Raw genomic sequence first — 19,840 nt, forward strand, 5'->3', positions numbered from 1 at the left:
GCGCGCATGGGGGACCAGCCAGCCGGGAAGTCCGTCTACCTGCACGTCGGGGCGCCGACCGCGGGCGCGGCCTTCCTGCACCGGGTGCTGTGGGCGAACCGGCGGCGCCTCGGCGACGCGGGCGTCTGCTACCCGGTCGCGGGGCCGCAGGAGCACTTCGCGGCGGTCATGGACCTGCGCGAGATGAGCTGGGGCGGCCACCGCGACCCGAGCTGGGACGGCGCGTGGGACCGGATGGCCCGGCGCGCCCGCGACTGGGACGGCCCGACGGTCGTCTTCTCCCAGGCCCTGCTCGGCGGGGCGACCGAGCAGCAGGCCCGGCGGGCCGTCGAGGCGCTGGAACCGGCCGAGGTGCACGTCGTCTTCGCGACCCGCGACCTCGGCTGGCAGCTGATCCTCGACTGGCAGGAGCAGATCCGGCACGCGCACACCATCACCTTCGAGCGCTTCGTCGACGACCTCGTCGCCCGCGGCTTCGACGCGCCCGAGCCGTACGGGGAGATGTTCTGGGGGCTGCACGACGCGGTGCGGGTCCTGCGGGCGTGGGAGCCGGCCGTCCCGAAGGAGCGCGTCCACGTCCTCACGCTGCCCGCGCCCGGCGGGGGCCCGGGGCCGCTGTGGGACCGGTTCCGCGCGCTGACCGGCATCGGCGACGGGGTGTGCGACCTCGGCGGCATCGCCGCCGACGAGCCGCTGCCGGCGACCGAGGCGGAGCTGCTCCGCCGGCTGAACGAGAAGATCGGCCCGGCGCTCGGCGGCGACTACGAGCGGATGGTCCACGAGCATCTCGTCGGGCACGGCCTCGCCGGGGACGGCTCGGACCGGATGGGCCTGCCCGCGCGGCACGCCGAGTGGGCCGCGCGCCGGACCCGCGAGCTCGCCGACTCGCTCCGCGCGTCCGGCTACGACGTCGCCGGGGACCTGGAGGAGCTGACGACCTCGCGGGCCCCGGAGGCCGGCATGCTTCCCGGCGACGTCCCGGACGAGCTGATCGCGGTCGCGTCCGTCGGGGTGGTGGCCCACCTGCTGGAGGAGCTGACCCTGGCGCGCGAGCGCGTCGGGCTCGCCCATCTGCAGAGCGAGATGGCCGGCGTCCGGGAGAATTTGGAGCGGCTCACCGAGGCCGCCGCGTCCCCGTCACCGGCCCTGCAGCGCGCCGCCCGGCGCGCCGCCGGCAGGCGCGCCCCGTGACCGCCGGGCCGGGAGCCCGGGGCGGGCCGCCCGTCGCCGCGGTCGTCGTCACCCACGACCGGCGGGACCTGCTGGAGGAGGCGCTGACCGCGCTCGGCGCCCAGACCCGCGCCCCGGACCGGATCGTCGTGGTCGACAACGCGTCCGCCGACGGTACCGCCGAACTGGTCGCCGACCGGTTCCCGGACGTGGACCTCCTCGTCCTGGCCCGCAACATCGGCGGGGCGGGCGGGTTCGGCGCGGGCATCGCACGCGCCCTGGACGGCGGCGCCGCGCTCCTCTGGCTGCTGGACGACGACACGGTGCCGGAACCCGACGCCCTCGCGATGCTGCTCGCCGCCCGGGAGAGGGCCGCGACCGGCGAGGACGGCCCGCCCGCGCTCGTGGCCAGCCGGGTCGTGTGGACCGACGGCCGCGACCACCCGATGAACACGCCCCGCCCCAAGCCCCGCGCGACGGCCGCCGAGACGCGGATCGCCCGCGCGGCGGGCTGCGTGCCGATCCGGTCCGCGTCGTTCGTGTCCGTGCTCGTCGACGCCGCCGTGGTGCGGGAGCGCGGGCTGCCGGTCGCCGACTACTTCCTGTGGAACGACGACTTCGAGTTCACGACGCGGCTCCTGCGCGGGCGCCGCGGCCTGCTGTGCCCCGGCAGCGTCGCGGTGCACAAGACCAGGGCGTTCGGCGGGACGGACGCCGACCCGGGCGACCGCTTCTTCTACGAGGTGCGCAACAAGATCTGGCTGTTCACCGGCAGCCGCGGGCTCGCGCCGCCGGAGCGCGCCCTGTACGCCGGGTCGACGCTGCGGCGGTGGGCCCGCACCTTCGCGGCCTCCGGCGACCGGGCGGTGCTGCGGCGCGCCGCGGTCCGCGGGGTCCGGGAGGGCCTGTTCACCCGGCCGAGGCCGACCGCCGCGGTACTGCGCGAGGCCGGGGTCGAACCGCCGCCCGACGACGGCCGCGTCGATGGCCGCGCCCATGGTCGAGACGGCTAGCCGGCCGCGGACCGGCGCCGGCCGGCGGGCGCGCCGGCTCGCCGGGCCGGGGATGCCGCTGGTCCCGGCGGCGGTGACGCTCGCCGTCGCGCTCGCCGGCATCGGCACCCCGTCGCTGTGGCTGGACGAGGCCGCCACGATCAGCATGACGACCCGGTCCTACGGCGACATGCTGCGCGTCTTCCCGCATCTCGACCTCGTCCACGCCCTCTACTACCTGGTCATGAAGCCGTGGGTGGCGGTGTTCGGGACCGGCGAGACCGCGATGCGGCTGCCGAGCGCGCTCGCCATGGCGGCGGCCGCGGCGGGCGTCGCGGTCGTCGGCCGGCGCTGCGCCGGACCGGCGGCCGGGCTCGCCGCCGGTCTGGTGTGGGCCGCCGGCCCGCAGACCAGCAGGTGGGCGCAGGAGGCGCGGTCCTACGCCCTGACGGCCGCGGTCGCGGTGCTCGCGACGTACCTGCTCGTCCGCGCCCTGGACCGGGACGAGCGGCGGCCGTGGCGATGGTTCGCGGGCTACGCGCCCGCCGTCGCGGTCCTGGGTCTGCTGCATCTGCACGGCGCACTGCTGCTGGCGGCGCACGGGGTGACATTGCTGCTCACCCGTCCCAGGGCCGGGACATGGGTGCGCTGGCTCGTCTCCGCGGTGGTGGCCGCGCTGCCGCTCGCGGCCCTGGCGATCGCGGCGCAGGACCAGAAACGCCAGGTGACATGGCTTCCCGACCCGTCATGGAAGGTCGCCTGGACGCAGGTGCAGTTCCTCACCGGGGGCCATGACCTCGTCGCGCCGGTCGTCGCGCTCGTCCTGGCCTGCGTCGTGGTGGACGCCGTGCGGCGCGCCCGCCGCTCCGATGACGCCCGCCCCTCGGGGACCGCCTCCCTCACGGCCGTCGCGCTGCCGTGGGCCGTCCTGCCGACCGTTCTCCTGCTCGCCGTCTCCGCCCTCGGCGACCCGATGTTCTACTTCAGGTACACGGTCTTCTGCCTGCCCGCGATGGCGCTGCTGGCCGGCGGAGGGATCGCGGGGCTGCTGACGGCGGCGCGCCGTCCCGCCGTCCAGGCCGCCGTGGCGGTGGCGGCGGCCGCGGCGCTCACCGCCCCGGCCGTCCAGGACCACGAGTACCTGCGGCGGCAGGACAGCCGCCCGGAGAACATGCGCGAGGCCGCGGACATCGTCCGCTCCCACGCCCGCCCGGGGGACGCCGTCGTCTACCTCGCGGGAAGCGTGCGCTGGAGCGCCGCCACCTACCCCGGCGTGTTCGGACGGCTCCGCGACGTCGGCGTGCGGACGGACCCGGTGACGGCGGCGAACCTCAAGGGCCGTGACACCTACCCGCGCGACCTGCCCCGCAAGCTCGCCCGGGTGAACCGGGTGTGGGTGATGAACCACCGGTCCCTCGACCCGCACGACCCGATCATCGATCGGCGGGAGCAGGCCGTGCAGGCGGCCGGCCCTTGGCGCCCGGCCGGAAACTGGGCGTACCGGGGCGGGTGGCTCGTCCTGTTCGAGCGGACGGCCCCCTACCGCAGCTCCAGGTAGTCGATCTGCCCCTGGCCGTTCAGGCGGCGGAGGCCGAGGGTGCTCCAGCCGGCGGCGAGGTCGACCGTCGCCGTGACGGACGTCCAGTCGGCGCCCTTCGTGGCGTCCAGCCGCACGGACGTCGCGGCGTAGCCGTTCACCGACACCTCCAGGTCCGAGGCGCTCCCCGACCGGTTGGCGTACTGCGTCCGGACCGAGTACCGGCCGGCGACGGGAGCGAACACGGGCACGTCCACCCGGCAGTCGTCGCGGGTGAACGGCCCGATGGCGCCGCCGCCGGACGCGTTGGGCCGGCCCAGCGCCGACACGCAGCCGTTCAGCCGTGCCCGCTCCGCCTCGTACCGGACGGGCACGCCCCGGACGACCGGCCGGGCGCCGTCCCAGCCGAGCCGGGCGACGTACATGCCGCGGGTCACCTTCGAGCCGCCGTGGTGGTCGAGGATGCCGTGGAAGACCAGGTAGTCGCCGGTCTCGTCGCCGAGGACGTCCGCGCTCCCCGGGCCTTCGACCTTCCCGCCGTACAGGCCGGTGGACTGGACCGCGCCGCCCTTCTGGTAGGGCCCCTCGATGGACGAGGCCACCGCGTAACGGGTCTGGTAGTTCGACTGGAAGTACCAGCCCGCCGAGTACAGCAGCACGTACTGCCCGCCCCTTCGGACGAGGTCCGGCGCCTCGACGAGGACGGGTTCGTCGGCGGCGCGGCCCATGATCTGCTTCGGCGGCCCGGCCAGGCCGAGTCCGTCCGGGGTGAGCCTGACCAGGTAGATCGCGGCCGTCTTCCGCTCGTCGGTCTTGTACAGCAGGTAGCGGGTGCCGTCCTCCTCGATGTAGGACGCCGGGTCGATCGCCCCGCCGAGGTCCAGCGGGCACACCAGCGGCCCGCCCTCCTGCGGGACGAACGGACCGGCGGGCGACGAGGCGGTCGCGACGCCGACGCACTGCTCGTCGCCGTCCTTGCGGCGCGCGGAGAAGTACAGCAGGTACGACCGGGACCCGCCGCGCGGCGGGACGACCTCGGGCGCCCACGTCCACCCCGCGGCGGCCCAGGCGGGGAGGCGGGCGAGACCGTCACCCGGCGACACCCTCCAGGGCCCGGTCGGCGACGGGGCCGTCGCGACGGGCATCGTCGCGTCGGCGTTGTTGGTGCCGTACGCGAAGTACGTGCCCGCCACCTTGATCACGGTCGGGTCCGCGAACGAGCCGTCGATCACCGGCTCGGCGGGCGAGTAGCCGGGCGGGTCGATCGCCGCCGCCGAACCCGCCGGGCTCGGCGGCGGCCCGGAGGCCGTGCCGTTCCGGCCGGAGGGCCCCGCGTCCGGGCCGCCGCGCGACGGCCCGCAGGAGACGGCGAGCCCGACGACCAGCGCGACCAGGGCGCTGATCGCGGCGCCCGCGACCAGCGGTATCAGCGGCGCGATCACCTGCGGGTCCCGGACGGTCCTTCTCATGGCACCCCGCATCATGCCAACAACCCGCACGCGACGGCCAACCCCGCCGGGTACACCGGCCACCGCCCGGATCGTTACGCTTGCCCGGCGATCGCATCACGGAAGGGACACGGACGTTGATCCGACATCGGCGGCTGGCGGCCGCGGTCTGCCTGGCCACCGCCCTCGTCCTGAGCGGTTGCCTCTTCCAGGGTGAGGAACGGTCCGGCGGCTCCAAGGGCGGCAAGGCCCCGAAGAAGCCGAACATCGTCTTCGTCCTCACCGACGACCTCTCCTGGAACCTCATCGCGCACATGCCGCAGGTGCTCCAGATGCAGCGGGACGGGCTCACGTTCAGCAACTTCATCATGGCGGACTCGCTGTGCTGCACGTCCCGCGCGACGATCTTCACCGGCCGGTACCCCCACAACACCGGGGTCCGCACGAACTTCCCGCCCCAGGGCGGCTACGAGGTGTTCAAGGACAAGGGCGGCGAGCAGGCGTCCTTCGCCCCGTCCCTGCAGAAGGCCGGGTACAGGACGGCCCTGCTCGGCAAGTACATGAACGGCTACCAGCCCAACGACACCCAGGGCGGGACGAAACCCTACGTGCCGCCGGGCTGGAGCGAGTGGTACGTCAGCGGCAACGGCTACCCCGAGTACAACTACAACCTGAACGAGAACGGCCGCCTCGTCCACTACGGCGCGAAGCCGGAGGACTATCTGACCGACGTGCTCGCGAACAAGGGCGTCGAGTTCCTCAAGCGGTCGGGCGGGTCCGAGCAGCCGTTCTTCATGCAGATCGCGACGTTCGCGCCGCACGGGCCGTTCGTCCCCGCGCCCCGGCACACCGCGAAGTTCGGCGGGTTGAAGGCGCCCCGGTCGCCCGCGTTCAACGAGGCCGACATCCGCGACAAGCCGTCCTGGCTGCGGTCGCATCCGGCGCTGCGGAGACCGGGCCTCGCCCGCATCGACGCGGGATACCGGGACCGCGTCCGCATGGTGCAGTCGGTGGACGAGATGATCGGCCGGATCCGGACGACTTTGAAGGACCTCGGCCTCGACCGCGACACCTACGTCGTCTTCGGGTCCGACAACGGCTTCCACATGGGCGAGCACCGGCTGGCGGGCGGGAAGATGACCGCGTTCGACACCGACGTCCGGGTGCCGTTCGTCGTCACCGGACCGGCCGTCCCCGCTGGTCGGAGCGCCCGGGAGATCGCGCAGAACACCGACCTGGCCCCCACCTTCCAGGACCTCGCCGGCGTGCGCCCGCCCGCGGCGACCGACGGCCGGTCGCTCGCCCCGTTCCTGCGCGGCGCCGCTCCCCCGGACTGGCGCGAGTCGGCGCTGGTCGAGCACGTGAAGCCGCCGCCGTCCCCGCTGGACCCCGACCGGCAGGACTCCGCGCCCGGCGCTCCGACCACCTACAACGCGATCCGCAACGACGACATGCTGTACGTGGAGTACGAGGACGGCGAGCGCGAGTACTACGACAGAGCCCGCGACCCCTACGAGCTGAACAACATCGCCGGCACGCTGACCGAGCAGCGGCGGCGGCACCTGTCGGACCTCCTCTACGCGCTGACGCACTGCTCCGGCGGCGGCTGCACCGCCGCGGGCCGCAGCCGCTGAGGAAGTTCGGTCCCTTATGCGCCGCTATCATCGCTGACGACCCCCGGATCGCAGCGCGAGGTGCCGCCGCGGGTTTCCAGGGTGAGTCGAGCAGAGTGAACGGATGCTGGGAGAGCGGGTGTGACTGCAACCGGAAAGCCGGACGACGAGCACGTGGGTGAGCGTCCCGAGCCCGGGCAGCCGGCTCAGACCCCGCCCCCGCCGCGCTGGCTGGACGACCAGGGGGCCCCGTCCGAACCGCTGCTCCCCGAGGACGACCAGGAGGACGACGTCGAGGACGACGTCGAGGACGACCTCGTGGACGACCCGGAGGACGACCCCGAAGAGGACGACCTCCCGGAGGAGCCCGCGGACGACGCCCCCGAGGACGTCCAGGCGCGCTCCCCGGAGGCTCCCCCCGAGGACCCCTCCGACGACTCCGAGGACGGCGCGGACGCCCTGCCGGCCGACCGCACCGTCGTGGATTTCAAGCTCAACGAGACCCTGCAGACGGTGATCCTGCCGAAGGGCCGCAAGGCCGCCGCCGAAACCGAGACCGCCTCGGAGACCGACGCGGAGAACGCGGCCTCGCCCGCCGTTCCGGCTCCGGCGGCCGAGGCTCCGGCGACGTCCACCGACATCCCGGCGCCGCCGCCGTTCCCGTACGGGCAGGAGATGCCCGACGTGACGAGGGTCGAGCCGATCGCACCGCCGCCGTTCCCGTACGGGCAGGACATGCCCGACGTGACCCGCGCCGAGCACCTGGCCCCGCCGCCTCCGGCACCCCCCGCACCGCCGCAGCCGCCGCAGCCGCCGCAGAACGTCCCGCCCTCGCAGAGCCCGCCGGCCCACGAGCCGTTCCCGTACGCGCAGGAGATCCCCGGCACGCCGCCGCGCCCGCCGGCGGAGCCCTTCCCGTACGCGCAGCAGATCCCGGGCGCGCAGAGCGCCCCTCCGCCCGCCGAGCAGTTCCCGTGGGCGCAGCAGATGCCGGGCACGCCGCACCCCGGGCAGGAGGCCGCCCACCCGGTCGCGCCGCCGCCGGTGATCGAGGAGCCGTGGCGGACCGGAGGGCCGAGCGGGGGCCGCCGCAGAAGCGTCAAGAAGCCGCTGCTCATCGGCGCGGCCGGGCTGGCCGTGGTGGCGCTGGCCGCCGCGGGCGTCCTCGTGGTGCCCGGCCTGCTCGGGGGTGACGACGGCGACGGCGAGGCGGGCGCCAAGCTGGCCGGGTCGCTGTTCCCGGTGGACGGCGCGGCCCGCACCGACGGCCGCGACCAGCAGGTCACCGGCGTCGCGGCGCTCGGTTCGACGGTGGTCGCGGTCGGCGGCGAGACCGACCCGCAGGACTCCCGCGGCCTGTTCCTCGTCTCCACCGACGGCGGGCGCACCTTCGAGTCCGTCGCCCAGCAGGGCACCGACGGCGGCGTCGCACCGCCCGGCGGCGTGCCCGCGGCGGTCGGCGCCTCGTCCCGCGGATGGGTCGCCATCGGCCACCGCGCGGGAGGCGCCGGCGCGGTGTGGACCAGCGAGGACGGCAAGGAGTGGCGCCGGCAGCCCGACGCCGTCGGCGACGTCTTCGGCGCGAACGACCGGGTCACCCGGATCGTCGGCACCGGCGGCGGCTTCCTGGCCATCGGGCAGAACTCCCCGAAGGGCGACTTCAGCGACGCGCGGCCCGCCGCGTGGCTGTCGGCGGACGGGCGCCGCTGGGAGGAACGGGTCGACGATCAGATCGGCCTGCAGGTGCAGAAGGGCGACCTGGCGCTGGTCGAGGCCGCCGCCGCGGGCGACGTGATCCTGCTGGAGGGGCTCATCACGCCCGATTCCCGCAAGCCCGGCCCGTACCGGAAGGTCTGGCGCTCCGAGGACGGCGGCCGGACGTGGGCGACGTCCGAGGTGCCGGTGCCCAAGGGAAGCCGCGGCCTGATGATCGGCGGCGGCGAGGCCGGGTTCCTGGCGATGCGCGAGATGAAGGCGTCCGGCAAGCTCTTCGGCCAGGCCTACGCGTCCAAGGACGGCCGGTCGTGGACCAAGGCCGGGAAGCTGGCGCCGTCCGGCTACGGGCGGACCAGCGGCATCGCCTCCGACGGCCAGGGCTTCACGGCCGTCGTCGTCCGCGGCGGCGACGTGCTGCTGTCGCGCTCCGCGAACGGCACCGCCTGGAAGGACGCCGGGACCGCCGAGTCGAAGGCCGGACGCGAGGTGCTCGGCGCGGCGGCGGCGGGCGGCCAGACGGTCCTCGTCGGCCGCGAGCCCGGCGGCGGCGACACCGACCCGATGCTCGGCGTCTGGGACGCGTCCGGCACCGCCGTCCCCGTCGACCTGACGAAGATCCCCGGCGCCATCCGGCCGGACCACGCGGTCCGGGCGGTCGGCGCCACCGGGAGCCTCGCCGTCGCGGTGGGCAGCGCGAGCGGCGACGCCGCCGCCTGGTCGTCGGCCGACGGCGCCTCCTGGAAGCCCGCGCAGGGCCTCGGCGCCGCGTTCACCCGGCCGGGGCCGCAGCAGCTGAACGACGTCGTCGCCGGCGGCGCGGGCTGGCTGGCGGTCGGCTACGACCAGGCCCCGGCGCGCCGCCCCCTCGTGGTCACCTCGAAGGACGGCGCGACGTGGCAGGCCGCCGACACCGCGCCCGCGTTCGGCGCGGGCCGGGGCGGCGCGCCCGTGACCTACGCCGCCGCGGCCGGCTCCGCCGGATACGTCGTCGTCGGCACGGAGGGCTACTCGGCCGCAGCGTGGTCCTCCACGGACCTGAAGAGCTGGTCCAAGGGCGCCGGCGCCGACGCGAAGGCGATGACGGGCAGCAAGAACGCGACGCGCTGGATGCTGGACGTCGCGGCCGGTCCGTCCGGGTACGTCGCCGTCGGCGGAAGCCGGGACGGCAAGGGCAACCACCCCTCGGTGTGGGCGTCGCCCGACGGCAAGCAGTGGACGCTGCAGGTTCTGGAGCTGCCGGCGTCCGGCGTGACCGAGGGGCATCTGACCCATGTCGCGGCCAAGGGCGACACGCTCGTGGCGGCGGGCATCGCGGCCACGCAAAGAGGCCTCGACTGGCTCGGCTACGTCTCCACGGACGCGGGCAAGACGTGGCGTCCGCTGGAGTCTCCGAGCGGCGAGACCCAGGCGACCATCACCGCGCTGACCGCGACCCCGAAGGGCTTCGCCGCCACCGGCACCACCGGGCGCGCCGGCGCGACCGACGTCGTGTCCTGGACGTCCGCCGACGGCGCCTCCTGGCAGGCGGCCGCGCCCGGCGGCACCGGCCTCGGAGGCGTCGGCGACCAGCAGATCACCGGGCTGTCGGTCTTCGGGGACTCGCTGCTCGGGGTGGGCCGCAGCGCCGACTCCCGCGGCGGTCAGCCCGTCCTGTGGAGCCGCCCGGTGCCGTGACGGCGTCCCGCCCCGGCGGGCCGCGTCACTGGTCGAGGTGCGGCGGGGCGGCCTCGACGCCGGGCAGCCCCTCGGCCGCGGGCCGCGCGTGCCGGGGCGTGTAGGCCGGGGGTTGGGGCGTGACGCGGGCGTCGTCGCGGTCGCGCGAGCGGTTGCGGCGGGCGCCGTAGGGGGCGACGACGGCGCGGTAGAAAGGCTTGCGGATCACGGTGGGGACGAGGCGGTAGCCGCCGCGGACCATCACGTTGCGCCAGTACTGGGGCTGGGAGATGAAGCCCTCGCGGAGCATCTCGCGCTGCAGGCGCAGCTCGGAGCGGAGCAGGTCGCGGCCGCCGCGGCGCTCGTAGGCGCCGTCGCCGACGCGGTAGTAGACGAGGGGCTCGGCGAGGTTCACCATCCGGGCGCCGGCCGCGATCATGCGGACGAACAGCCAGTAGTCCTCCATCAGCGGGAGGTCGCCGTAGCCGCCGGCGGCGATGACGGCGCTGCGCCGGTACACGACCGTCGGGTGGTTGAAGGGGTCGTGCAGGCGGGAGTAGCGGGCGATGTCGGCGGGGTCGCTCGGCGGGGTGCGGCGGCCGACGATGTCGGTGATGTCGGTGCCGAACTCCAGCAGGCCCGCGCCGACGAGGTCGGCGCCCGCGCGGACCAGCGGCACCTGGAGCTGGAAGCGGTGCGGCATCGCGACGTCGTCGGCGTCCATGCGGGCGACGATGTCGTGGCGGGCGGCGTGCAGGCCGGCGTCCAGCGCGGGGCCGAGACCGCGGTTGTGCTCCAGCCGGACGAACGACACCTCGACCTCGCCGGTGGCGGCGAGTTCGTGCAGGCACCGGGCCAGGTCGGCGGACACGGGGCCGTCCTGGACGAGGACGACCTGGTCGGGGCGGAGCGTCTGGTCGTGGACGGCGCTGCGGAACGCGTCCCGGACGTGCTCCGCCCGATCACCGCCGTAGACGGTCATCAAGAGGGTGAAGGGCTCGGGCTGCATGCGTCCGTCCGGGGGGAGCGTGGCGGCCGTGGAGCCCTGTGCGGGGGGTGACTCCGGGCCAGGAGGTCGGGGGGATCGGTTGTGGGGCGTCCTACAAGGGACGCTTTGGTCTGGTCGATGGTTGGCGCGGGCCAACATACCGGGGGGACATGGCCGCATCAGGTCTTGGCGCAGATATCGCGGTCCGCCCTGATCTCGCCGGCGAGTTTCGGCACGGTCGGGGAGAGCCCGCGCAGCTTGGCGCCCTCCCTGCCGATCACCAGGTAGACGTGGCCGGGCCGGGCGGACGCCCAGGCGCGCGGCCGGGGCCCGGGGACCGCGATCGCCGTCCGGGCGGCCTGCCGCTCGGCGCCCGCGCCGTAGAGGATCTGGGTGCGGGGGTACTGCTTCCTGCTGGTGCCGACCTTGACGACCTGGAAGCCGCGCTCGCCGAGCTGGTCGGCGGTCCGCTGGGCGAGCCCCGCGGTGCCGGACGCGTTGAACACGCCGATCCTGACCTGTGCGGGCGGTACGGGCTGGACCCCGTTCTGCCCGGCCACCGGCGCCGGGGTCTGCTCGGGGAGCTCGTTGTCCTCCCGGACGGCCTTGAACAGCGGTTCGGCCAATGCCTGGTCGAACTGCACGCGGTTCTTGTCCTGCGGGTACGCCTGGACGGGCACGGTGACGAACCGCACCTTCCCGGCGCTCATCCCCCGCAGCGACCCGGCGAGCTTCTGCATCACCGACAGCGTGAGCCCGTCGTCGGCCTTGATGGACTTGGCGGCGGCGGAGAGGAAGCCGTAGGTGCGTCCCGGGTCGGTGAGCATGCCCTTGTCGGTGGCCTTCTTGACGACCGAGGCCATGAACGCCTGCTGCCGCTTGATCCGGTCGAGGTCGGAGCCGTCGCCGAGGACGTACCGGGTGCGGACGTAGCCGAGCGCCTGGTCGCCCCGGACGACCTGCCTGCCCGCCCGGAGGTGCAGTTCGGCCTTGGGGTCGTCGATGCGGCGCGGCACGCAGATCTCCACGCCGCCGAGCGCGTCCACGACCCGCTTGAACCCGGCGAAGTCGACCTCGATGTAGTGGTCGATGTGGATTCTGGTGAGCGACTCGATCGTCCGCCAGGTGCAGGCGGGGCCGCCGTTGGAGAACGCCGTGTTGATCATCCCGAACCGGGTCGGGACGGACGCGCCGTTCTTCTTCTTGCAGGGCGGCATCTGCACCATCGAGTCGCGGGGGAAGCTGATCCCGATGGCGCTCTCGCCGCCGGGCGAGATGTGCAGCAGGATCGTGGTGTCGGAGCGCTGCCCGGCCTCGGCGCCGTAGCGGGCGTTCTCCCCCGCGCGGCTGTCGGAGCCCATCAGCAGGATGTTCAGCGAGTTGTTGAGCTTTTCGGGGCGGTCATCGCCGAGCCTGCCGTCGACGTCCTCGCGGTCGATCTGGCCGTCCAGCCGGCGCCAGAACCCGTACGCGGTGAGGCTGCCGGCGACGAGCACGACCGACAGCACGACCGAGACCCAGCCGAGCGCGCGCCAGAGACGCCCCCGCACCGGCGGCTCCGGTGGCGTCGGGGCGTCGTCCGCGTAGTACACGGGGGAGGGCGCGGCGGCTCGCTGCATCCGTAACATTTCAGCACAGATTGGACATGCGCCACGCGAGTCACGGTGAAGACGCCGGTCGGATGGCGATCGTCCGGCGGGCGCGGCCGGAAGGCGGGGCGGGCCCGGGGACGGGCGGCCGGTGACTAGACTCCCGGTCGAGATGAGCACCGTAGACGCGCTGACCGAGCAGGCCATGGTCGTCCTCCAGGACCGGCCCGTGGTAGCGCTGAGCGCCTGGCTGAACAAGGCACTCGGCGACTGCACCGGCAGCGGCCGCACTCTGCAGGTCGTCACGCCCCTGGACTCGCGGCTGTCGCTGCCCCTGCGCACCGCCGCGTCCGGGAACGACGTGCAGTGGGTGGTCCGCAACGGCGACGGCTACTACGAGGGCCTCACCGGACGGCCGCTGAAGTGGAGCGGCACGACGTTCGTGCCCGTCCCGGAGGCCCGCGACTACGCCCCCGGGTTCACCACCCGCCCGACGGCCCCGGTCGGCTCGCAGCTCACCCTCGTCTACCGGATCAGGCACGGCGCCGAGGGCGACCTCGGCGGGCCGGTCGAGCGCCTCCTGCAGCTGCTCACCGGCAAGTACCCGGCGGGCGTCGGCCCCGCCGAGCCGCTGGAGCACCCGTGGCGCCGCGACCGGCTCACCGAGTACGCGCGCGGGCGGTCCACCGCGCGGCTCATCGTCGGCGGCGACGGGCCCCGCCCGGCCCAGGCGATCTGCGACTACACCGCCAGCGAGGGCGGCGGCGTCGCGGAGGTCAGCACCGTCACGGTCGGCTACGCGCCCGAGGACCCGCCGCCGCTGCAGCACCTGCCGACCCTGGTCGGGGCGCTCGCGGCCGACCAGCCGGTGGCGTCGCTGTTCGTCCAGCTCACCCCGGGCCGCGCCGACCTCACCACCGAGCCCCGCTGGACGGGCGCGCCCGCCCCGGTCGCGCTGGCGGTCGCGGGGGCGGTGACCGGCCCGAACGGGCTGCCGGGCCAGCCGGTCGGCCCGCCGCGCGCGCCGCTGACGTTCTTCCCGCTGGGCGACGGCCGCTCGCAGGACGGCTGGCAGCGGCACAGCATGCTGATGCAGCACCTCCAGTCCGCCTGACGAGGGTCTAACCACCGCATATCGCACACAGGGGTGATGATCTACCCGTAAGGGATGATGTACGGTCCTGCCCATGGGAGAGGCCGGTCGGCTCGACGCGCTTGAGCGGGCCGTCGAGGGGACACTCGCCGAGGCGTCGCTGGAGTTCGACGGCGACGAGGCCGTGCTCCGCGTCGAAGGGTCGCTCGCCGTCACCACCGGCTGGTTCCTCGGGTTCGGCGCGGGCGGGGTGGCGTTACTGCTCGCCGGGGCCGTGCTCTCCCTGACCGGCATGCCGGACGAGGCCCGGTGGGCGCTCGCGCCCGGTGCCCTCCTGGTCACCCTGGTCTGCGCGTTCGTCCTGCTGCTGCGCTTCACCCCGATCGCCGGGCTGTGGTCGGACCTGGAGCTGCGGTTCGCCGAGCGGCAGATGGTCCACCGGCGGACGCGGATACCGTTCGGCGAGCTGCGCCCGGAACACCTGGTGTGGAAGAACGGCCGGTTCTTCCGGCGCCTCTACGTCCGGCACCCGGCGCTCCGCAAGCAGCTCGCCGGGTTCTTCGGCAGCGAGGAACGGCAGGCCGCGGAGTTCCAGCGGCGGCTCTGGGAGCTGATCCGCGCGCCCGGCGCCCTCGCCCCGGGCTCCGGTCTCACCCCCGTGCAGCGCTGGATCATCGCGGCCGGCGCCCCCTACGGCGCCGTCAACGGCTTCCGGGTGGACCGGCTCGGCACCGCGCCCGGCGCCGCCGCCGCGGCCGATCGCCGCGCCGCGCACGAGCTGCTCCAGCAGCCGTGGGGCGCCTACGACCTCGAACAGCTCCTCGGCGCCGTCAACTGGCTCGTCCAGGACGGGCACCGCGCCGACTTCACGCAGGACGCCCGGCTCGCCGCCCGGTCCCCCGCCGCGCAGGAGGAGTACGGGACGCTGCTGCGCGAGGTCGACGGCCTCATCGCCCGCGACCGGCTCGAACCGCCGTTCGTCGAGCGGCTGATCGAGCTGGTCCGCGTCCGCTACGGCGACGAGGGCGGCGCGTACGCGCGGCTCGTCCCGCCGCTGCTGCGGGACGAGCCCGGCGCGGACGCCAGCGAGGAGGGCGCCGAGCTGGCCCAGTTCCTCCACCAGCTCTTCAACGACCGCAACCACGCGGCCGAGGAGCTGCACCGGCTGAAGGCGCTCACCGACCCGGCGCTGCGCGCCAACGTGGGACGGTTCCTCATCTGGGACTACGGGCGCGCCCTGATGCTCTACCGGTGGGGCCACATGGTGGGGTGGCTGACCGAGGAGTACTGCTGGGAGCGGATGCTGCCGCTCGCGCTCGACATCCAGCGGCGGTACACGTCCTGGCGGGACATGGCCACCTGCTACCTGCAAGGACGGCTGCTGTGGTCGGGCGGCGGCGGGAAGGCGCAGGCCGAGTACGAACGGCTCATCGAGGAGCTCGCCACCGACCCGCGCAGCCCGTGGAACCTCGTCCCGTGGGACCTGGACCTCACCCGCGACTGGCCCTGACCCGGCCCTCACCTGGCCGGCGCTGACGCGGCCGGTCTAGCCGCCTATCACGCCGCCCTGGTACGCGGCGCCGCCCGGGTCGCCCGCCGGACCGGGGAAACCGCCCGGCGCGCCGCCCGCCGTGCCGCCTTCCGCACCGGGACCGCCCTGGCCGGACGCCCTCCAGCTGCGGGCCGGGGCGTCGGCGGCGCCCTCCGGGTACACCATGCCGCCGAGCCAGTGGACGAGCGAGTCGGCGAACTTGCGCGCGACCCGCTGCGCCTCGGGCACGTCGGCGACCGCGCGGACGTCCACCCACCAGACCGGCGTCATGACCCGGGCGGCGAACTCGGCGCCGAGCAGCCGGCCGATCTCGCCCTGCACCGACACCTGCACCGCGTCCTCGATCGACACCAGCAGCCGGCCCTCGCCGTCGTGCAGCCGCGTCGAGTCGGGCTCGCCGCCGCGCAGCTCCAGCGGCTCGCCCATCGCGATCATGCCGTCGGCGATGGCGTGCACGTCGGGACGGCGGCGCACCAGCGCGACCAGGTCGGTGCTCATCGCGTCACCCCCGCGGTCAGCGAGCGCGAGAACACCTCGTGGACGACGCGGGTCACGGCGGTCCGGGCGGCGGCGGAGACCCGGGACAGGTCGAGGGAGCTGCCGGTCGCGAGCTGCCGGTCGTACGGGACGGACACGACGGGCAGGCCCCACGCGGTGAGCATCTGGTGCGCCCGCTGGAGGTCGGCGCCCACCTGCGGCGCGTGCGAGACCATCGCGATGACGGTGCGCGGCAGGAGCGCCTGCTGGTTGTTGGCCGAGAACCACTCCAGCGCCCCGCGCGCGCTCAGCGCGCCGTCGACCGTGCCCGGGGTGACCAGGACGAGGCCGTGCGAGCCGGCGATGACGCCGCGGTTCACCTCGGTCAGGATGCCGGCGCCGCAGTCGACCACGGTCGCGGCGACGTACCGGCTGACCGCGCTGAGGGCGGTCTGGAACGTCTCCAGCGTGAACTCCCCCGCGATGCGCCCGCCGCGCGTGGAGGAGAGCACGTAGAGGCCGTCGGGGGTGCGGGTCAGGAAGCGCTCCGCCTCCTCGAACGTGTGCGGGTTCTGCGCGGCCAGGTCGAACAGGGACAGCTGCGCGTAGACGCCGAGCCGCAGCGGCAGCGAGCCCAGCTCGGCGTCGGCGTCGGCGGCCAGCACCCGGTCGGCGCGGTGCCGGGCCAGCTCCGTCGCGACGAGCGCGGCCATCGTCGTCTTGCCCGCGCCGCCGCGCACGCTCGCGACCGCGATCTGCCGGGAGCTCGGCACCGGCCGCTGCATCAGCTCGGCGAACGCGGCCTGCTCCCTGGCCTCCCGGGCGCCGCCGCCCATCGCGTTGCGGACGCCGCGGCCCATGCGGCGGGCGAGCGGGTCGCCGTGCTGGTTCTTGCGGACGAGGTCGCCGGCCGGGATCTGGTGGCCGGAGCCGACCTGCTCCGGCGGGACGGGGTGGGCGGGGGACGCGGGCGCGGGGGCGCTCGCCTCCGTGCTCTGCTCGGTGCCGCTCCCGGCGGTCGGCACGGCGCCGAGGACGGGGTTGACCGCCGCCTCCCAGTCGAAGTCGGAGCTGATGAGCGGCTCGACGTGGCCGGGCCCGCCCTGACCGTCCGGCGCCTGCTGCTGGGCCGGGGGTTGCTGCTGGGCAGCGGCCTGCTGGGCGGCCGCCTGCTGTTGCACGGCTCCCTGCTGCGCCGCGACCTGCTGTTGGGCGGCCTGCTGTTGGGCCGCGGCCTGCTGGGCGGCGGCCTGCTGTTGTGCGGCGGCCTGCTGCGCCGCGGCCTGCTCGGCCGCCTGCTGGGCGGCGACCTGCGGCTCGGGCGCGGGGAACGGCGGCTGCGGGGACGGATCCGGCTGCGGCGGGAGCAGGGGCTGCGGTTCCGGGAGCAGCGGCGCGGGGCCGTCGGGCGCCGCCTGCGCCTGCTCGGCGGGCGCCGCGAACGGCGGCACCTCGGGCGCGGCCTGCGACGCCGGAGACGCCGCGGCCTCGGCGGGCTGCGGGACGGGCGCCGGGACGGGCGTCGCGGACGGCTGCTGTTCAGGCGCGGGCAGGGGAGGCGCCTCCGCGCCCCAGGAGCCCTGCGCCGGGCCGTTCGGCGTCGCGTCGAGCCTCTGGAGTCCCCTCCGCGATACGCCGATCTCGCGGAGGACCGCCTGCTGCCAGCTGGAGTCGGACACCTGCCTCCCCTCTCACCGGCCAGCCTACGAGACACTCGTCCCCCCACGCACCGCGACGGAGCGCCTGACCCACGCCCCCCAGCCTAGGATCCGGACCGCACAGACGGCTCACCTGCACTTAAATCACCACGATCGGCCCGCTAGTCTGGCCCGATCCCATCGGCACCCCGCTGTGACACCGCCCGGAGCGATCATGAACCCCCCACCTTGGCCCGGCCAGCAGCCCGGCCCGGGATTCCCGCCGCCGGCCGTGCCTGCCGCACCGCCCCCGGCGCCGGCCGGCCCGCCGCCGCTGCCCGGCGGCCCCGGCGGCATCGGCGGCCCCGGTTTCCCGCCTCCGCCTCCACCGCGGCGCGGTGGAGGCGGCCTCGCCCTCTTCCTCATCATCGGCGTCATCCTCGTCCTGGCCATCGCCGGCTCGGGCGCCTTCCTCCTGCTCGGCGATGACGACGACGCGCCGGACCGGACGTCCTCGCTGCCGTCGGTGACGCGCGTCCCGTCCTACGAGGCGACACCGCCGCCGAGCCCGACCACCCGGTCCGGCGGCGGGGGCGCCATCGACCCGTCCGGCGTGCTGACCCGGACGATCGAGACGGCGAAGGGCAACACCTTCACGCAGGCGGGGACGCGCGTCGAGTCGTGCACCACCCGCGCCAACTCGGTGCTGCAGCCCGCGCTGCGCCGGCACCCGTGCGTCGGCAACATGTACTCGGCCGTCTACGCCAACCCGTCCAAGCAGATCATCACGTCGGTCTCGATCCTGAAGTTCGCCACCTCGTCGGACGCGTCCGTCATCAAGGGGTACACGAACCAGGAGGGCTGGCCGAAGCTGCTGACCCCGTCGGACGCCAGCGGGCTGCGGCAGCCGAAGGCCGACCCGGCGTACTGGACGCGGACCTGGACGCAGGGGTCGACCGTGATCTACGCCCAGTCGTACTGGGTGACCGGCGGGCCGACCGGCGGCCGCACCGGCAGCGTCTTCGCGACCGCCGGCGAGCTGGGCGTCGAGGTCACCAACACGCTGCTGTGGAGCAACTGATGGCGCGCGGGGCGGCCGGTCAGCCGCCCTGCCCCGTCCCCCGGCCCTGTCCGGGGGCCGTGCCCTGCCCGGACGCCGCGTTCTGCTTCCGCGCGGCGGCGGACTCGTACGCCGCCAGCGCCCGCTCCCCGCCGGGACGCAGCTCGAACCGGATGCCCCGATCGCCCTCGAACGGGTTCCGGTGGTCGAACCCGTTCCGGTAGATCTCGTTCGGCACTCCCTCTGGGAAGGCGTCGCAGTAGGGGATCCAGCGGTCGAGCGACGTCTGCGCGTCAGGGTTGGACCTCTTCTGCAGGCGCACGCAGGCGTCACAGATGTTCGGTCTCCTGCGCATCGTTCGCCACACCTTTCGCAGATCGTCCTGTCGGGTCGCGCGGCGCACCGCGCGATCCCCGCAGTGTTCCACAACGCCGGCGCCGTCCGGTGCGGGCGTCGCACCACGTCGGTGACGTGGACCGCCGTCACGGACAGTCCGGAACAGGTTGCGACAACGGCCTTGAAACCCCTATAAATGATCAATCCCTGTGTGTGTCTGTGATCGTGCGCGGTCGCGGGCTCTTTCAAGCTCCCGACGAACAGAGGGGTCCCTGTGCGCGCTGAATGGCAGGCGCATATCGACGAGCTCCTGCAGACCTACCAGGAGAAGCGCCGGCAGATCCAGGAGATGCAGTCCAAGCTGGAGGCGATCGAGGCCGAGGCGGAGGCCGCCGACGGCATGGTCCGGGTGAAGGTCGACCGGCAGGGCCGGCTCACCTCGTTGGAACTCGACCCGCGCGTCCAGCGCAAACTCGGCTCCGAGCAGCTCGCCGAGGCGATCATGGAGGCGACCCGGGACGCGCAGACGCAGGTCACCGACCAGATGCGCGCCGCCATGCAGGGCCTGGCCCCGGAGGGGGCGGCGGAGAGCGGCTTCGACATCGCCAAGCTGCTGCCCGAGCGTCCGGACGACATCGACGCCATCCGCGAGCGCCTCGGGATCCTGCCGCGATGACCTACGAATACCTCGAGGTCGACACAGAGGAGCTCAAGCGGTCCGGCAAGGGGTTCCACGACGGCGCCACCCAGCTCAAGGCCATCTACGACCGGCTCAACTCGGCGCTGTCCGCCGAGGGACAGTGCTGGGGCTCGGACGAGACCGGCAAGACGTTCGCCGAGGGCTACGCGGACCCGGCCAAGAACGTCCTGGAGTCGTTCCCCAAGCTCAAGGACGGCCTGGAGGGCATCAAGAAGGGCGTCGACCAGATGGCCAAGACCTACAAGCAGGCCGAGGACGCCTCCAGGCTGAAGTGAGCTG

General features: G+C 74.6%; 16 protein-coding genes. 10 read left to right on the forward strand and 6 right to left on the reverse strand.

What is annotated here, in order from left to right:
* Positions 1 to 6 precede the first annotated feature (6 nt).
* Genes K8Z49_RS22310 through K8Z49_RS22320 form a run of 3 tightly spaced genes read left to right on the forward strand, consistent with a single transcriptional unit; the run spans position 7 to position 3,720 of the window.
* Positions 7 to 1,191 carry a hypothetical protein gene (locus tag K8Z49_RS22310; RefSeq protein ID WP_412520625.1) on the forward strand — a complete coding sequence of 395 codons (1,185 nt, stop codon included), beginning with the start codon at positions 7 to 9 and terminating at the stop codon, positions 1,189 to 1,191.
* Positions 1,188 to 2,183, forward strand: a complete 996-nt coding sequence (locus K8Z49_RS22315; RefSeq protein ID WP_412520627.1) for a glycosyltransferase — start codon at positions 1,188 to 1,190, stop codon at positions 2,181 to 2,183. Before K8Z49_RS22310 ends, K8Z49_RS22315 begins: the two co-directional genes overlap by 4 nt.
* Positions 2,167 to 3,720: a glycosyltransferase family 39 protein gene (locus K8Z49_RS22320; RefSeq protein WP_412520629.1), complete on the forward strand. Its 1,554-nt coding sequence runs from the start codon at positions 2,167 to 2,169 to the stop codon at positions 3,718 to 3,720. Before K8Z49_RS22315 ends, K8Z49_RS22320 begins: the two co-directional genes overlap by 17 nt.
* On the opposite strand, the gene K8Z49_RS22325 is transcribed toward K8Z49_RS22320, so the two are convergent.
* Positions 3,702 to 5,168 (reverse strand): family 43 glycosylhydrolase, encoded by a 1,467-nt coding sequence (locus K8Z49_RS22325; RefSeq protein ID WP_024935593.1) that lies wholly within the window; start codon positions 5,166 to 5,168, stop codon positions 3,702 to 3,704. The two genes, K8Z49_RS22320 and K8Z49_RS22325, sit on opposite strands and share 19 nt — an antisense overlap.
* Before the next feature lie 116 nt (positions 5,169 to 5,284).
* Between K8Z49_RS22325 and K8Z49_RS22330 the strand changes: the two genes are divergently transcribed.
* Positions 5,285 to 6,781, forward strand: coding sequence for a sulfatase family protein (locus K8Z49_RS22330; RefSeq protein ID WP_075021419.1), 1,497 nt, complete (start codon positions 5,285 to 5,287; stop codon positions 6,779 to 6,781).
* A gap of 120 nt (positions 6,782 to 6,901) precedes the next feature.
* Positions 6,902 to 10,150 carry a hypothetical protein gene (locus K8Z49_RS22335; protein ID WP_412520632.1) on the forward strand — a complete coding sequence of 1,083 codons (3,249 nt, stop codon included), beginning with the start codon at positions 6,902 to 6,904 and terminating at the stop codon, positions 10,148 to 10,150.
* 25 nt (positions 10,151 to 10,175) lie between these two features.
* Here K8Z49_RS22335 and K8Z49_RS22340 read toward each other — a convergent pair whose 3' ends face one another.
* The gene (locus K8Z49_RS22340; RefSeq protein WP_021599827.1) at positions 10,176 to 11,138 is read right to left on the reverse strand and encodes a glycosyltransferase; all 963 of its coding nucleotides are present in this window, start codon (positions 11,136 to 11,138) and stop codon (positions 10,176 to 10,178) included.
* Positions 11,139 to 11,296: 158 nt separating this feature from the next.
* Positions 11,297 to 12,736: an LCP family protein gene (locus K8Z49_RS22345; protein WP_412520634.1), complete on the reverse strand. Its 1,440-nt coding sequence runs from the start codon at positions 12,734 to 12,736 to the stop codon at positions 11,297 to 11,299.
* Between the two features lie 142 nt (positions 12,737 to 12,878).
* Here K8Z49_RS22345 and K8Z49_RS22350 point away from each other — a divergent pair, with 142 nt between their 5' ends.
* A complete protein-coding gene (locus K8Z49_RS22350) occupies positions 12,879 to 13,820 on the forward strand; it encodes a DUF6177 family protein (protein ID WP_220126541.1) in 942 nt (313 codons plus the stop codon).
* 73 nt (positions 13,821 to 13,893) lie between these two features.
* The gene (locus tag K8Z49_RS22355) at positions 13,894 to 15,309 is read left to right on the forward strand and encodes a DUF1266 domain-containing protein (protein ID WP_021600049.1); all 1,416 of its coding nucleotides are present in this window, start codon (positions 13,894 to 13,896) and stop codon (positions 15,307 to 15,309) included.
* Between the two features lie 36 nt (positions 15,310 to 15,345).
* On the opposite strand, the gene K8Z49_RS22360 is transcribed toward K8Z49_RS22355, so the two are convergent.
* Positions 15,346 to 15,849: a hypothetical protein gene (locus tag K8Z49_RS22360; protein ID WP_412520637.1), complete on the reverse strand. Its 504-nt coding sequence runs from the start codon at positions 15,847 to 15,849 to the stop codon at positions 15,346 to 15,348.
* Positions 15,846 to 17,507 carry an AAA family ATPase gene (locus tag K8Z49_RS22365; RefSeq protein WP_111830310.1) on the reverse strand — a complete coding sequence of 554 codons (1,662 nt, stop codon included), beginning with the start codon at positions 17,505 to 17,507 and terminating at the stop codon, positions 15,846 to 15,848. The genes K8Z49_RS22360 and K8Z49_RS22365 overlap by 4 nt, the downstream gene beginning before the upstream one ends.
* A gap of 193 nt (positions 17,508 to 17,700) precedes the next feature.
* Here K8Z49_RS22365 and K8Z49_RS22370 point away from each other — a divergent pair, with 193 nt between their 5' ends.
* On the forward strand, positions 17,701 to 18,546 hold the full coding sequence (locus tag K8Z49_RS22370; RefSeq protein ID WP_143118459.1) for a hypothetical protein: 846 nt from the start codon (positions 17,701 to 17,703) through the stop codon (positions 18,544 to 18,546).
* Between the two features lie 19 nt (positions 18,547 to 18,565).
* Here the strand turns inward: K8Z49_RS22370 and K8Z49_RS22375 are convergent, their stop codons facing one another.
* Entirely contained in the window at positions 18,566 to 18,880 is a 315-nt protein-coding gene (locus K8Z49_RS22375) for a hypothetical protein (protein WP_143118460.1), read from the reverse strand.
* 255 nt (positions 18,881 to 19,135) lie between these two features.
* Between K8Z49_RS22375 and K8Z49_RS22380 the strand changes: the two genes are divergently transcribed.
* The gene (locus K8Z49_RS22380; protein ID WP_021600114.1) at positions 19,136 to 19,537 is read left to right on the forward strand and encodes a YbaB/EbfC family nucleoid-associated protein; all 402 of its coding nucleotides are present in this window, start codon (positions 19,136 to 19,138) and stop codon (positions 19,535 to 19,537) included.
* A complete protein-coding gene (locus K8Z49_RS22385; protein WP_021600113.1) occupies positions 19,534 to 19,836 on the forward strand; it encodes a WXG100 family type VII secretion target in 303 nt (100 codons plus the stop codon). The genes K8Z49_RS22380 and K8Z49_RS22385 overlap by 4 nt, the downstream gene beginning before the upstream one ends.
* Positions 19,837 to 19,840: the final 4 nt, after the last annotated feature.

Origin of the sequence: Actinomadura madurae (genome assembly GCF_047130825.1) — a bacterium.
In the GTDB taxonomy this organism is placed as follows: Bacteria; Actinomycetota; Actinomycetes; order Streptosporangiales; family Streptosporangiaceae; genus Spirillospora; species Spirillospora madurae.

What these genes read in the sequence shown, in the direction of transcription:
- K8Z49_RS22310 (WP_412520625.1), top strand. Translation starts at nt 7, where the DNA reads ATGGGGGACCAGCCAGCCGGGAAGTCCGTCTACCTGCACGTCGGGGCG.
- K8Z49_RS22320 (WP_412520629.1), top strand. Translation starts at nt 2,167, where the DNA reads ATGGTCGAGACGGCTAGCCGGCCGCGGACCGGCGCCGGCCGGCGGGCG.
- K8Z49_RS22325 (WP_024935593.1), bottom strand. Translation starts at nt 5,168, where the DNA reads ATGAGAAGGACCGTCCGGGACCCGCAGGTGATCGCGCCGCTGATACCG.
- K8Z49_RS22340 (WP_021599827.1), bottom strand. Translation starts at nt 11,138, where the DNA reads ATGCAGCCCGAGCCCTTCACCCTCTTGATGACCGTCTACGGCGGTGAT.
- K8Z49_RS22345 (WP_412520634.1), bottom strand. Translation starts at nt 12,736, where the DNA reads ATGCAGCGAGCCGCCGCGCCCTCCCCCGTGTACTACGCGGACGACGCC.
- K8Z49_RS22350 (WP_220126541.1), top strand. Translation starts at nt 12,879, where the DNA reads ATGAGCACCGTAGACGCGCTGACCGAGCAGGCCATGGTCGTCCTCCAG.
- K8Z49_RS22355 (WP_021600049.1), top strand. Translation starts at nt 13,894, where the DNA reads ATGGGAGAGGCCGGTCGGCTCGACGCGCTTGAGCGGGCCGTCGAGGGG.
- K8Z49_RS22360 (WP_412520637.1), bottom strand. Translation starts at nt 15,849, where the DNA reads ATGAGCACCGACCTGGTCGCGCTGGTGCGCCGCCGTCCCGACGTGCAC.
- K8Z49_RS22370 (WP_143118459.1), top strand. Translation starts at nt 17,701, where the DNA reads ATGAACCCCCCACCTTGGCCCGGCCAGCAGCCCGGCCCGGGATTCCCG.
- K8Z49_RS22375 (WP_143118460.1), bottom strand. Translation starts at nt 18,880, where the DNA reads ATGCGCAGGAGACCGAACATCTGTGACGCCTGCGTGCGCCTGCAGAAG.
- K8Z49_RS22385 (WP_021600113.1), top strand. Translation starts at nt 19,534, where the DNA reads ATGACCTACGAATACCTCGAGGTCGACACAGAGGAGCTCAAGCGGTCC.